The 12,913-nt window shown below is 64.8% G+C and carries 11 protein-coding genes; 2 read left to right on the top strand and 9 right to left on the bottom strand.

Annotation, left to right across the window (positions count from 1 at the left end):
* Positions 1 to 148: 148 nt before the first annotated feature.
* The 8 genes from IEW24_RS14795 to IEW24_RS14760 all read right to left on the bottom strand — a co-directional run bounded on the left by IEW24_RS14795 (position 149) and on the right by IEW24_RS14760 (position 8,477).
* Positions 149 to 808 carry a pyridoxamine 5'-phosphate oxidase family protein gene (locus IEW24_RS14795; RefSeq protein WP_188579942.1) on the bottom strand — a complete coding sequence of 220 codons (660 nt, stop codon included), beginning with the start codon at positions 806 to 808 and terminating at the stop codon, positions 149 to 151.
* A 13-nt stretch (positions 809 to 821) separates the two neighbouring features.
* Entirely contained in the window at positions 822 to 1,907 is a 1,086-nt protein-coding gene (locus IEW24_RS14790) for an Ldh family oxidoreductase (protein ID WP_188579940.1), read from the bottom strand.
* A gap of 237 nt (positions 1,908 to 2,144) precedes the next feature.
* On the bottom strand, positions 2,145 to 2,744 hold the full coding sequence (locus IEW24_RS14785; RefSeq protein ID WP_188579938.1) for a helix-turn-helix domain-containing protein: 600 nt from the start codon (positions 2,742 to 2,744) through the stop codon (positions 2,145 to 2,147).
* A gap of 101 nt (positions 2,745 to 2,845) precedes the next feature.
* Positions 2,846 to 4,078 carry an ABC transporter substrate-binding protein gene (locus IEW24_RS14780; RefSeq protein ID WP_188579935.1) on the bottom strand — a complete coding sequence of 411 codons (1,233 nt, stop codon included), beginning with the start codon at positions 4,076 to 4,078 and terminating at the stop codon, positions 2,846 to 2,848.
* 618 nt (positions 4,079 to 4,696) lie between these two features.
* The gene (locus IEW24_RS14775) at positions 4,697 to 5,338 is read right to left on the bottom strand and encodes a helix-turn-helix domain-containing protein (RefSeq protein ID WP_188579933.1); all 642 of its coding nucleotides are present in this window, start codon (positions 5,336 to 5,338) and stop codon (positions 4,697 to 4,699) included.
* Positions 5,335 to 6,000 carry a type 1 glutamine amidotransferase gene (locus IEW24_RS14770; RefSeq protein ID WP_188579931.1) on the bottom strand — a complete coding sequence of 222 codons (666 nt, stop codon included), beginning with the start codon at positions 5,998 to 6,000 and terminating at the stop codon, positions 5,335 to 5,337. Before IEW24_RS14770 ends, IEW24_RS14775 begins: the two co-directional genes overlap by 4 nt.
* Positions 5,997 to 6,956 carry a carbon-nitrogen hydrolase family protein gene (locus IEW24_RS14765; protein WP_188579929.1) on the bottom strand — a complete coding sequence of 320 codons (960 nt, stop codon included), beginning with the start codon at positions 6,954 to 6,956 and terminating at the stop codon, positions 5,997 to 5,999. The genes IEW24_RS14770 and IEW24_RS14765 overlap by 4 nt, the downstream gene beginning before the upstream one ends.
* Before the next feature lie 78 nt (positions 6,957 to 7,034).
* Positions 7,035 to 8,477: a glutamine synthetase family protein gene (locus IEW24_RS14760; RefSeq protein ID WP_188579927.1), complete on the bottom strand. Its 1,443-nt coding sequence runs from the start codon at positions 8,475 to 8,477 to the stop codon at positions 7,035 to 7,037.
* A gap of 187 nt (positions 8,478 to 8,664) precedes the next feature.
* On the opposite strand from IEW24_RS14760, the gene IEW24_RS14755 reads away from it, so the two are divergent.
* Complete coding sequence (locus tag IEW24_RS14755; RefSeq protein WP_188579925.1) at positions 8,665 to 9,189, top strand: DUF1097 domain-containing protein; 525 nt, start codon at positions 8,665 to 8,667, stop codon at positions 9,187 to 9,189.
* 63 nt (positions 9,190 to 9,252) lie between these two features.
* Positions 9,253 to 9,945: a cysteine hydrolase family protein gene (locus IEW24_RS14750; protein WP_188579923.1), complete on the top strand. Its 693-nt coding sequence runs from the start codon at positions 9,253 to 9,255 to the stop codon at positions 9,943 to 9,945.
* 11 nt (positions 9,946 to 9,956) lie between these two features.
* Here the strand turns inward: IEW24_RS14750 and IEW24_RS14745 are convergent, their stop codons facing one another.
* Positions 9,957 to 12,881: an FAD-binding and (Fe-S)-binding domain-containing protein gene (locus IEW24_RS14745; protein WP_188579921.1), complete on the bottom strand. Its 2,925-nt coding sequence runs from the start codon at positions 12,879 to 12,881 to the stop codon at positions 9,957 to 9,959.
* Positions 12,882 to 12,913 lie beyond the last annotated feature (32 nt).

Here is a 12,913-nt window from a genome sequence, read left to right as displayed (position 1 = left end):
CTCAAGGCTGCAGACCTGCACGTGTTTCAAGAATGAGTGGGCGTTCAACAGTTTCTGTGGTCATCGAACGTCCATGGGGCAGGCATGAACAGGCGACAGCATGGCGTGTCGCCGCGCTGTCGCATTGGTTCAAGGCAAGGGGCGGGTGTCAGTCCACGCTGCCGGGCCGCTTATAGGCCTTGGCATAATCCGGCGTGGGAATGCCCGGCCGGAGGGAGCGGCAATTCTCGGGCGCGCCGGGAGTGATGCGCAGCGGAATAACGCCAGCCCACACATCCAGGGCGATATCCTCGTCCGGGTCCATGACGCCCTTGTCGCGGATCTTGGCCGAGGCCTCCTCGATGGGAAAACGCAGGAAGACGGTGGCGTTCAGCTCCTTCGTCTTCGGCGGCCGGACGATATGGCCGGGCATGATGTCGGCGACGAAAGCCGCAACGATGCGTTCCTTCGCGGCAAGGTCCGTGACCTTCTCTGCCTTCGAGAAGATCACCACCGACCGATAGTCCATGCTCATGCCGAAGCCGGAGCGTCCGGCGACGATGGAATCCACGATCGTCGCCGTAATGCAGGCCGTCGCGCCGCTCTCCAAAGTCAGCAGCAGCTGGTTGTTGGGGCTGCCGTGGATATAGGCGTGATCCCCGATGCGCACGATCGCCGTGGGGATGACCCGCGGCTCGCCATCCACGCTCACCCCGATATGGGCAACGAGGGCCTCGTCAAGAATGGAATAGATGACCGCGCGGTCGAAATGTCCGCGTTCGGGGCGACGCCGGATCCGCGTCCGTTCAGTGGGTTCGATATGCGACATGGCCGATGCCCCCTTATGCCGAGGCCATCGAGGCGGTGATGTGATCGCCCTCGTATTTCGCCCGTTCGATAACCACCTTCCCGGCGATATAGGATTCGATGGAATCCACCAGTGAGCGCGGGACCATTACGCCGTCGGCTTCGGAGCGCCTGCGGGCCTCGTAGCGGCGGCCGGACGGGAGCCTTGCGCCGTCCTGCGCCAGAAGACTCTGGAACAGAAGTTCCGCGTGCTTGAGCTGGGCGACCCGATCGCCGCCGGCCACGAACCGGGCCGGGTCGAGCGCGATGACAAGCTCGCCGCCGCAGGGCGCGCCTGTATTGGCCTTGTCGTGCGCCGCCTGTTCGAAGCTGATCTTGTCGCCGAGTAGTGGCCCGGCCAGCAGTTCAACCATCAGGGCGATATTGGAGCCCTTGAAACCGCCGAACGTCATCTGGGCACCGAGGAGCGCCTCCTGGGGATCGTTGGTGGGACGGCCATGGCTGTCGATTGCCCATCCATCGGGGAGGCTCTCGCCATCGCGCAGACGCAACTGGATCTCGCCGCGGGCGCTGGCGCTCGAGGCCTGGTCGAAGACCACGGGCGGGCCGTCGAGGCGCGGCCAGGCGAACGCCATGGGATTGGTGCCGAACAGCGGCTTGATGCCGCCGGCGGGCGCCACATAGGGGCTGGACGAGACGAAGGCGAACCCGACCAGGCCGCGATCCGCAAGGCGTTCCACTTCAGGCCAGAGCGCGGCGACATTGAGCGCGTTTGTAACAGCGAGGGCCGCGATGCCGTGTTCCTTGGCACGCTCGGCCAGCGGAGCGTCGCCCCGCTCCAGCGCGAGCGGTGAGAAGGCGTATCCCGCATCGACCTTGAGCACGCCGGGCGCGAGTTCGGTCAGCACGGGCTCCACGTCGGGAGACGCCTGACCGGAGCGCAAGCCGTTCACATAAAAGGGGAGACGGAAGAGGCCGTGATGACGGCATTCATCCCGCTCCGCCGCGGTAACGGTATTGGCGATGGCCGTGGCGTGGTTGTCCGCAAACCCCTGTCCCAGCATGGCTGCCTTGGCGGCGGCGTGGACATCCTCCAGCGACATCCGAACGGCGTCGGTCATCGTGCTTCCCCTTTGCCTTCTTGCAGGTTCGATCAGAGCTGCGCAATTTGCCTCTGAGTAATCTCATGCTGCACAAATTTGCATGTGATGCAAAGTGAGAAAAACGATCAACACCGCCCAATTGTTGTGCGGCCTCCGTGTCGACGGGCCGAGCAGGCAAGCGGCAACGCACGCGGGTGCGTGTCATTCATTCCGGCCAAGGCATTGATGCGCAGCGGTGGCGAAGGGAGCTTGGGGTCAGCCCTGATGGTCTACGACATGCGACGGTGTAACGACCATCAGCATGCGCGCCACACCTGTTCCCACGTTCCGGCCCATGTGGGGACGCTCCCCTTTCAGGTGCACGCAATCGCCAGCTTCCAGAACGAAACTGTCAGATCCGATCTGGAACTCGATCCGGCCCTCGAGAATGTACAGAACCTCCTCGCCCTCATGGGAAAGCAGGTTGACGCTCGTATCGCTCGTGACGGGAAATTCGAGAACGAAGGTGCTCAGGCTCGGGTCGGGAAATGTCGCCGACAGGCCGTGGTACTGATAGCCATTGGCGTCAAGCAACTGCCCGCTCTGGCGTTCTGCCTTGCGAAAAAGGGAATACCCCTTTGCTGCGGCAGAGCTGGATGTGTCCTCGAACAGATCCCTCAAGGGAATATCGACACAGGTCGCGATCGCGATGAGATTCGCGATCGAGGTCGCAGCTTCGCCCCGCTCGACCCTGGAGAGAAACGCCGCCGAGAGGTCGATTTTCTCTCCCAGTTCCTTCAACGTCATCTTGCGTGCTGACCGGGCCGCCCGAATGCGTTGACCGATCTGACGGGCGACAAAGCGCACCTGGTCCATTGCCGCCCTCGAGCGTTCGTGGTGTCGAACTGCCTGTAGAGAAAATTCAATTGGGATGCAAGGAAGCCGCCGCGCGGCGTGCGCGGCGGCTATCCCAGGGTCTATTTTACAAGCGGGCAGGCGCTATCGGACAGCGGCGGGAATATCTGGTCGCCCGGGATCGTCTGCACGATTTTGTAATAGTCCCACGGCCCTTTCGACTCGGCGGGCTTCTTAACCTCAACGAGATACATGTCGTGGATCATCTGGCCGTCCGCGCGCACCCTGCCGCCGCGACTGAACATGTCGTCAACCGGCAGTTCCTTCATCTTGGCCATGACGACCTTGGCGTCGTCCGTCTGGGCCGCCTCGACCGCGCGCAGATAGTGCCGCACGGCCGAATAGACGCCCGCCTGGGTCATGGTCGGCATCGCCTTGCGCTTGTCGAAGAAGCGCCTGGACCACTGGCGCGTCTCATCGTTGCGATCCCAATAGAATGCGGTCACGAAGCGAAGACCATTGGCCTTCTCGAGCCCCAGCGCGTGGATATCGGTCAGGAAGACCGCCGGAGCGACGAGCGTCTTCTGGGTGTTCAGGCCAAATTCCGCCGCCTGCTTGATGGCATTCGCCATGTCGCTGCCGGCGCTGGAGAAAGCGACGATCTTGGCTTTCGAGCTCTGAGCCTGGAGAAGGAAGGAGCTCATGTCCGGTGAGTTCAGCGGGTGCCTGACTTCGCCCAGTACCGTTCCGCCGCTGGCCGTCACGGCCTTCCGGATGTCGTTGGCAAAGGCGTGACCGAACGCATAGTCCACAGTGACCAGAAACCAGCTGTCATATCCGGCTGCCGTCATGATCCTGGCGAGGCCGTAACCGTTCGTATAGCTGGTATAGACCCACTGTGCCGAGGTGTCGGTGCAGGCCTTGCCGGTAAAGTCGGACGAGGCCGCCGTTATGAGCGCGATTTTATTCATGTCCTTTGCCAAGGACTGCACGGCGAAGCCGACCGATGAATTCGAAAAGTCAGCAATGACGTCTACGCCATCCTGGCTGAACCATTCCCGCGCCTTCGCCGCACCAATGTCGGCCTTGTTCTGGTGGTCGGCAAAGACCAGCTCGACCTTCTTGCCGAGGACAGTGCCGCCGAATTCCTCAATGGCCATGCGGGCGGCCTCGACAGAGCCAGGCCCCGCCAGGTCCGCATAGAGGCCGGACTGGTCGTTCAAGATGCCGATCTTGACGACATCGTTCGTGAACTTCGGCTCTGCGGCAACCACGGGAGATGCGAGAGCGGCGGCAAGCGTCGCACAAAGCAATCGCAGCCGCAGTGCGCCTTTCTTGAATTGCGTGTCGGACATCGGTTCCCCTTTCCCGTCGGGTGCGACGAGGCTCAAACCGGTTGGTCCGGCTTGGTGGGGAGATCGTTGGTCGAATTTGCCTAGCCGTCAATTTCATTTTGCGTGCAATGCACATTTGCACATGACGAAGAATTGAGCGTTTTTCGTGATTGCGGACTGCGCTTCAGGCGCGCAAGGCGCGTGAGTGCTCCGGCCCCACCAAGCCCGTCTCGGTCCAGAGTGGCGGCGGATGACGGGTCTCAGCCCACAACGGCCGCATCCCCGTAGAGCATGACTGAGCGGAGCATCTGTTCGCAGGAATGGGGGTCCGACCGACCAATCGGGGAAGTGGCAATCCGTCCGCAATTTGCCCCCCGCGCCAAAGGCAATTCCCACCCGATGACTCTGCTCGGTGGTGGCCATCCGGTTTCCCGCGTCAAGCGGACAGCAGGAACTTCCGCTGTGGGTCGATGCGGCCATTCGAACTTGGACAGCAAGCGGACTTCGCTGGCACTATGACCATCGCGGGCAGGTAAGGGCCTTGCCCCCTCCTATAGACGGCATGTCCCACGTTAAATTCTCGCGCAGACCAGCAGCGAACGCTCTCAGCACCGGCGCTGCGAAGATAATGGCGCGTGTTCAGATACTTTCGGGCCCTGCTTCCCCTTCAAAGGGCTTGATGGACAGGCAGACCGACAGGATCTCCACGTCGCCCGGCGAGACCGCAACGAAGGCATGCCGCATGGTGCTGTCCAGATAGCAGCTGTCGCCTTCCTTCAGGATCAGCGGGGCATAATGCTCGGTGTGGAAGGCCAGCGTGCCCTTCAGCACGAACACGAATTCCTCGCCGTCATGGATGCTCCACTCGTCGCGCGGTGGCGGCTCGTGGTTCCGGATGGTCATGCGCAGCGGCACCATCACCTTCTGCGTGAGCGAGGTGGAATGGACCCTGTAGTCATAATGCGCGGTCTGGAAGAGCTCGGCATCGGCAGCGCGGGTCGAGGTGAGACGCGCGGTCACGCCCTTCGGCTTCGACGGCCCCTCGCCTTCCATCATCTGCACGAAATTGATCTGCAGGCAGCGGGCGATGCGCAACAGCGTATCGAAGCTGGGGCGGGACTGGCCCTTCTCGATCTTGGAGATGGCGGCGATGGACACGCCGCTGCGCTTGCTCAGTTCCTCAAGCGTCCAGCCGCGCGCGGTGCGGTGGTGGCGGATTTCCTCGCCGAGGACGGGGCTGGTATCGAGCATCTCGCTGGGCTCGGACGTCTTCTTGTTCACCTGATGCACCGTTGCAGTATGTCGGCCGTGAGCAGATCGAGGCGGGCGGCCACGTCCCGGCACTCGCGGATGGAAGCGGCCACCAGGGCCTCTCCATCGCAATCGTCCTGTTTCAAGCCCTCCTGCCCCTCCTTCACCCAGGCACGCACCATATCCGCGTCCACTTCCGGGTGGAACTGGACCCCGACCGCACGCCCGCGCTGGAAGCCCTGGGGCACGCCCTGCGACATGGCGAGAAGCTCGGCCCCGGGGGGCACCTCGAACTGGTCGCCATGCCAGCGGAGCCACGGCCCACGCCAGGCCTCGCCCACCACCATGTCGTTCTCGCGCCAGAAGCGATGGCGCACGCCCATAGGCGCGACCTTCGCCCCCAGCGCCGAGGCGATCATCTGCGCGCCGAAGCAGATGCCCCACAGCGGCCTGTCCGCATCCAGCACGCGGCGCGTGAAGCGGAATTCGGCCTCGATCCATGGCACATCGCGCTCATAGACGCCGCGCGGCGAACCGAGGATGACGAACAGATCGGCGCTGCCAAGATCAATGGCATCGAAATCTGTGTGCTGCGCATCGCGGATGTCGAGGGCGAAGCCACGGGCCCGCAGTTGCTCGCCCACCAGCCCGATCCCCGTCGACGGCGCATTCTGGATCACGAGGGCCTTCATCCCTCGTCCTCCGCCGGATCCTGCGTCTCGAGCAGCACCTCGTGGCGCGTGCGGTCGATGGCGAGGCGGAACACGTCCGGCCGGTGATAATGACCGGACGGATCGAAATTCTGCCGCTCCCCGCGCACGGTGGCGAGATCCGCCTCATGGGAGATGATCTCCTCCGCGCCATCGGTCGCCGCTGCCGCCACGCGCCCGTCGGGAGCGATGATCTGCGAGCCGCCGGAGAAGATGGACTGCATACCCGCCGCCTCCAGATCCGCCCGGAATTCGAAGTCGGAGGGGATATCGTCCAGATGCAGCACGCCGCTCACGCCCATGGACCACACACGTCCCTCATGCGCGATCAACTGCACCGCATTCTGGGCCACTGCCGGATTGCCGGGCCAGACGCTGACATGCACATCGGTCCCGCCCGCATAGAGGCTGAAGCGCGCCAGCGGCATCCAGTTCTCCCAGCAGTTCAGCCCGCTCACCCGCGTATCCCCGATCTGGTGCACCTTGAGCCCCTGCCCATCGCCCGGTGCCCAGCACAGCCGCTCGTCGAACGTGGGCACCAGTTTGCGATGGGTGCCGATCAGCCCCCGCGCGGCGTCGATGGCGAGCAAAGAGCAATAGACCGAGCCCCGTGCCGCCGCCCGGCCCCGTTCGTTGAGGCCGAGATAGACCGACACGCCATGGTCCCGCGCGGCCTCGGTGATGCGCGCGATCAGCGGCGAGGGCACTTCGACGGCGGCATCGAGAAACTGGGCATAGGCGCGCTTCTGGCGGGCATCGTCGAACGCCGCCCCATTGGTCCGGCAGAGCCAGAACGGATAGCCGCTCAGGAAGGCTTCGGGGAAGGCGAGAAGGCCGATGCCCTCCCGGCCCGCCTGCGCGATGGCATTGACGATCTTGTCGGTCGTTCTCGCCGGATCGAGCCAGCAGGGTCGTAACTGGGCGGCGCCGATCTTCACGTGTCTCTCCCAAAGCCGAAGGGCATTCTCTCAAACACTTTTGGAAAATCCGGCGGCCGCGCCGCCGGATCGCTTTTATCAGTACATCTCGAAATATTCGGTGTGCTCCCAATCCGTGACCGCGGAGAGGAAGCGCGAGATCTCGAATTCCTTGAGCATCACCATGTAATTGTGGAACACGTCGCCGAGCTCGGCCCGCATCACCTCGTCCGCCCGGAAGGCCGTGACCGCCTCCATGAGGCTGCGCGGCAGCAACGGCCGGTCGGAGAGATAGGCGGCCCGCGCCGGCGCACCGGGATCGGCCTTGCGCCGCATGCCGTCGCGCCCGGCGATGATCTGCGAGGCAATATAGAGATAGGGATTGGCCGTGGGCTCGCCGATGCGGTTCTCGATGCGGGACGCCGGCTGGCCGACCCCGCCGATGACGCGTAGCATCGCGCCGCGATTTTCGTGCGCCCACACCGCCTTGTTCGGGGCGAAGCCATCCGGCCGCTGGCGCTTGTAGCCATTGACCGTGGGCGTGGTGAGCAGCGCCGTGCCGGCGGCACGATCCAGCAGACCGCCGAGATAGGTCATGCCGGTGGCGGAGAGCGGCCCGTCTCCCTCATGGGCGACAAAGGCATTCGAGCCATCTGCCCCCACCAGCGACTGGTGCATGTGCCAGCCGCTCGGAAACACGTTGGGCACCTTGGGATGCGCCATGAAGCTGGCGTGGAAGCCGTTGCGGCGGCACAATTGCTTGACTGCGGAGCGGAACAGCAGAGCGGCGTCCGCCGCCTCAAGCGCGGCCAGCGGCGAGAAAGTCACCTCGCACTGGCCGGGGCCCCATTCGTCCTCCAGCGTCGCCAGCGGCAGGCCGAGGTGCTGGATATTCTCTTGTAAGAAAGAAAGTACCCCCTCGATCTCGTCGCCACGGTTCTCGGTCAGATACTGATAGCCGTGCGAGATCATCTCCACGTCCGGCGGCTCCGGCGGATAACCGCTGGAGGCAGGCGAGAGCTTGGGGTCGAGCAGCCGGAAGACGTAGAACTCGAACTCCAGCCCCACCTTCATGCTGAAGCCGTCATCGGCCAGCTTCTGCAACTGCTGGCGCAGGATCTGGCGGGTGGACAGCGGGCACAGCTGGCCGTTGGAGAAATACGCATCGCTGAGGCACCAGCCCGTGTCCTTGCTCCACGGCAGCACGCGGAAGGTGGTGGGATCGGGCACGAGCACGCCATCGGGAAGGCCGATCATCTCCGGGATGTTCAGGCTGTTCTCGGCCCCGAACGGCGGGACGATGGGGTGGTTGGTGGTGTCGAAAATCGCCGTGACGAGCTGAAAATCCTTGCCGTCGCGCAGGTTGGCCTTGAACTCCTCCGCCGTCACGGTCTTGCCGCGCACGATGCCGTGCTGGTCGCCCCAGCCGACCCGGATGTTCCGGATCCCTTCCTTCTCGATCCGTTCGGCCAGCGCTGCCGCCGCGCGTTTCTGGTCTTCGGTCCAAAGTCCATGACGTTCAATGAAATGGGCCTTGCTCATGCCTGTGAACCCTCTGTCGGTCTTATGCTGAGTTTGCAAGAAGCGGCGGCACGTGGGCCGCCCACCCATCCAATCTGTTTAATGAGAGAAATTTTCTCGTCAACGAAAAATACCAGATTGACTCAAGAACTGACTCTCTCTGAGATAATCAGGCCGGCCCGAACGCCGCCCCAGAGGAGACCTTCCCATGTCATCGGTCCTTGCCACCGCCCTCGCCGTCGGCCTGCTCGGCGGCGCCGCCACTTGGCTCTTTCTCTCTGTTGGTACGCTGCTCATCTGGGCGGCCTTCGTCGCCTGGGCCTCCTATTTCGCGGTGGGCGGCGACAACCGCGCCATCCCGCTCAACATCACCTCCAACGCCTTCGGGGCGGTGATGGCATGGCTGGTCGCGGTGCTCGGCCTCGCCAATCCGCTGGCGGCCATGCCGCTGCCGGTCTGGCTGGGCCTGCTCGTCTTCGCCAGCGTCGTGATCTACATCCTAGCCTCGCGCTTCGCGCCCTTCTCGTCCGTGCCGGCCGTCACCTTCGGCTACGCCACCACCTTCGCCTATCTGAGCCAGACGCCCGGCGCCTTCACCCATGCCGCGCTGTTCTCGCTGACACTCGCCAACGCCCTGCCCATCGTGGTCATATCCATGACCATCGGCACGCTGTTCGCCGCAGCTTCAGCCAAGCTCGCAGCCGGGCTGACCAGCGTGCCGGCCACGACCTGAGCCGAGGGATCGGGACAGGACATCACACGGGCTGGCGAAGCCGGATCAGGGAGTACGGACCTCATGTCATGGAAGAATGCGCGCCGCTCGATCTATTACGACGGCGCCCCCGAGCCCGACGATCCGGAGCTTGAGGCCGGGGCTGTCTGCCTGCTGGTGATCGACGTCCAGAACACCTATCTCGAACGCCCCGATCCGGCCACGCTGGACGCGGAGGGCCGGCGCCGGTTCGATGCCTGGACGCCGTTCCACCAGCGCATGCACGAGAAGACCATCCCCACCATCGCCCGCCTGATGGACGCGTTTCGCGGCCGGGGCTGGGATGTGATGTTCGCGCGCATCGCCTGCCAGATGCAGGACGGGCGCGACCGCTCGCTCAGCCAGAAGAAGCCGGGCTGGAACAATCTGCTGCTGCCCAAGGACGAGGAGGCGTCACAGATCGTCCCCGCCCTCGCACCTTTGCCCGGCGAGATCATTGTCACCAAGACCACCGACAGCGCGCTGACCGGCACCAATCTGCGCCTGATCCTCTCCAACATGGGGATCAGGACGGTGGTCTGCGCCGGCATCTTCACCGACCAGTGCGTCTCCTCCACCGTGCGCAGCCTCGCCGACGAAAGCTTCGACGTGATCGTGGTCGAGGACGGCTGCGCCGCCGGCAGCTTGGCGCTGCACGAGCGGGAGCTGGAGATTCTCCACATGATCTATTGCAACGTGATGAGCGCCGACGAACTCCTCAGCCTCAAGCACAGCTAGCTCCCGCCCTCTCAGGTGGGGACCGCCAGAGCCCCATCCAGCACGCGGGCGACATGGATGGCCTCCCGGCCGCTGCCATCCTTGATCTGGTGCCGGCAACTGGTGCCGTCGGCGACGATCAGATCGTCGTCGGCCGCCTTGCGCACCGCGGGCAGCAGCGACAGCTCGGCCATCGCCAAAGAGACGTCCATGGTCTTCGCGCCATAGCCGAAGGCGCCGGACATGCCGCAGCAACTGGACTCGATCGGCTTCACCGACAGGCCCGGCACCGCCCGCAGCACCGTCTCGACGGCGCCCATCACGCCGAACGCTTTCTGGTGGCAGTGGCCGTGCAGATGGGCCGTGCGCCCGCCCTGATCGGCCAGAGGCAAAGTGATCCGCCCCTCCGCCAGATCCGCCGCCAGAAGCTCCTCCAGCAGCAGGGAGCGCTCGGCCAGCATCTGCCCCTCCTGCTTCGGCAGGATGGCGCCGAACTCGTCCCGGAAGGTGAACAGGCACGACGGCTCCAGCCCCACCACGCGGGCGCCTTTGGACACATAGGGCTCAAGCGCCGCGAGGGTGCGGCGGGCTTCAGTGCGCGCCTCATCCACGAGGCCGGCGGAGAGATAGGTGCGCCCGCAGCACAGGGGGCGCCCGCCTTTCTGTGCCTCCACACGGTGCAGGCGATAACCGGCGGCGCCGAGCACACGCTCAGCGGCCTCCAGATTCTCGCGCTCGTAATAGCGGTTGAACGTATCGCCGAAGAGGACGATGTCCCGTCCGTCGCCGGCCACATCGGCCGCCGAGCCCACGCGCCCATCCTGCCACCACGGCTTGCGCCACTGCGGCAGCGTGCGCCGGGCACTGAAGCCCAGATGGCGCTCGGACAGGCGGGCGAGGACGGGAATGCGGTCGCGCAAATTCATGAGCGGCGCCAGCGCGGCCGCATAGGGCGCATAGCGCGGCAGATGGGCGATCAGGCGCTCCTTCAGCGGCAGGCCGTGGCGCGCGTGATAATGATGCAGGAACTCGATCTTCATCCGCGCCATGTCGACGCCGGTGGGGCAATCGCGCTTGCAGCCCTTGCAGGACACGCACAGGTCCAGCGTCTCCTTCATCTCGGCGGAGGTCAGGGCATCCGGGCCAAGCTGGCCGGAGATGGCGAGGCGCAGCGTGTTCGCACGCCCACGGGTGACATGCTGCTCCTCCTTGGTCACGCGATAGGAGGGGCACATGGTGCCGGCCGTCATCTTCCGGCAGGTGCCATTGTTGTTGCACATCTCCACCGCGCCGCCGAAGCCACCCCATTCGGACCAGTCCAGCACCGGGCGCGCCGGCTCCGACACGCGGTAGCCGGCCGGATAGCGCATGAGCGTGCGATCATCCATGTGATAGGGCCGCACGATCTTGCCGGGGTTGAGGTGATTGTGCGGATCGAAGGCATCCTTCACCTGCTCGAAGGCCCGCACCAGCCGCGTGCCGAACATCCGCTCGTGAAACTCCGAGCGCGAAATGCCGTCCCCGTGCTCGCCGGAATGGGAGCCTTTGAAGCGCTTGACGAGATCGCACGCCGCCTCGGCAATGGCATGCATGTCGCGGACACCCTGCTCGTCCTTCATGTTGAGGATGGGGCGCACATGCAGGCAGCCCACGGAGGCGTGGGCGTACCAGGTGCCGCGCGTGCCATGGCGGGCGAACAGCTCGGTGATGCCGTCCGTATAATCCGCCAGGTGTTCCAGCGGCACGGCGCAATCCTCGATGAAGGACACCGGCTTCCCGTCGCCCTTCATGGACATCATGATGTTGAGGCAAGCCTCGCGAATGTCCCACACCTGCTTCTGGCGCGGCGGCTCCACCACCTCCACCACCGCATCCGCAAAGCCGTGATCCGCCATGCACTGGTCGAGACGGCGCAGATCGGCCTTCAAAGCGTCGAGGTCGTCGCCGGCATATTCCACCAGCAGCAGGCAGTTGGGCGTGCCGCGGGTGATGTCGGCGAGGGTGCGACGGAACAGCGGAATGTCCGCCCCCAGCACCAGCACATTGTTGTCCACCAGTTCCACCGCCACCGGGCCGAGATCCACCAGATGACGCGTGGTCTCCATGGCCGCGCGAAAACCTGGGAAGTGGCACACGCCCATGACCCGATGTTTCGGCAAGGGCGACAAAGCGAGTTCGATTTCGGTCGTGACCGCCAGCGTCCCTTCCGAGCCCACGAGGAGATGGGACAGGTTGGGCTCCGGCGGCAGCAGCTCATCCAGATTGTAGCCGCCCACCCGCCGCTGCACCTTCGGGAAGATCGCCTCGATCTCCGCGCGCTCGCGCGCCGCCAGCGCCAGCAGATCGGCCATCGCCGTGGTGATCCGCTGCGATCCCGACACCGCGCCCCGCCCGAGCCCGAGCGCAAAGGCTTCCCCGTCATGGGTCAAAGCGCGCAGGGCGCGCACATTGTCCACGGTCTTGCCGTAGCGCAGGGAGCGCGCGCCGGAGGAATTGTTGCCGGTCATGCCGCCGAGGGTGCAACGGCTCTGCGTGGAGGGCTCCACGGGGAAGAACAGGCCATCGGCCTTCGCCCGCGCGTTGAGATGCTCCAGCACCATGCCGGGCTGGACGGTGACCGTGCGCGCGGCCGGATCATAGGCTCGGATGGCGTTGAAATGCCGGCTCATGTCGAGGATGAGGCCGGGGCCGATGGGCTGGCCATTCTGCGACGTGCCGGCGCCGCGCGCGATCACCGGCACATGGTGCTCGGCGGCAATCTGCAGCGCGGCGACGATATCGGCCTCGCTGCGCGGGAAGACCACGCCCTCGGGCATGATCTGGTAGATGGAGGCGTCCGTCGCATAGCGCCCACGGGTGAAGAGATCGAACTTCACCTCGCCTTCGAGCGTCTTGGCAAGCTGGCGCTCAAGAGCGACGTGGCGGGTGGTCCGCTTCGGCGAATGTGTGCCGTGCATGGAAGCCTCTGATGGGGACGGTCGCAATGGAG

Source organism: Azorhizobium oxalatiphilum (genome assembly GCF_014635325.1).
In the GTDB taxonomy this organism is placed as follows: domain Bacteria; phylum Pseudomonadota; class Alphaproteobacteria; order Rhizobiales; family Xanthobacteraceae; genus Azorhizobium; species Azorhizobium oxalatiphilum.
The sequence above is the reverse complement of the archived record's forward strand: the minus strand, read 5'-3'. Positions and strand labels throughout refer to the sequence as shown.

What these genes read in the sequence shown, in the direction of transcription:
- IEW24_RS14785 (WP_188579938.1), bottom strand. Translation starts at nt 2,744, where the DNA reads ATGGACCAGGTGCGCTTTGTCGCCCGTCAGATCGGTCAACGCATTCGG.
- IEW24_RS14780 (WP_188579935.1), bottom strand. Translation starts at nt 4,078, where the DNA reads ATGTCCGACACGCAATTCAAGAAAGGCGCACTGCGGCTGCGATTGCTT.
- IEW24_RS14795 (WP_188579942.1), bottom strand. Translation starts at nt 808, where the DNA reads ATGTCGCATATCGAACCCACTGAACGGACGCGGATCCGGCGTCGCCCC.
- IEW24_RS14760 (WP_188579927.1), bottom strand. Translation starts at nt 8,477, where the DNA reads ATGAGCAAGGCCCATTTCATTGAACGTCATGGACTTTGGACCGAAGAC.
- IEW24_RS14755 (WP_188579925.1), top strand. Translation starts at nt 8,665, where the DNA reads ATGTCATCGGTCCTTGCCACCGCCCTCGCCGTCGGCCTGCTCGGCGGC.
- IEW24_RS14790 (WP_188579940.1), bottom strand. Translation starts at nt 1,907, where the DNA reads ATGACCGACGCCGTTCGGATGTCGCTGGAGGATGTCCACGCCGCCGCC.
- IEW24_RS14770 (WP_188579931.1), bottom strand. Translation starts at nt 6,000, where the DNA reads ATGAAGGCCCTCGTGATCCAGAATGCGCCGTCGACGGGGATCGGGCTG.
- IEW24_RS14750 (WP_188579923.1), top strand. Translation starts at nt 9,253, where the DNA reads ATGTCATGGAAGAATGCGCGCCGCTCGATCTATTACGACGGCGCCCCC.
- IEW24_RS14745 (WP_188579921.1), bottom strand. Translation starts at nt 12,881, where the DNA reads ATGCACGGCACACATTCGCCGAAGCGGACCACCCGCCACGTCGCTCTT.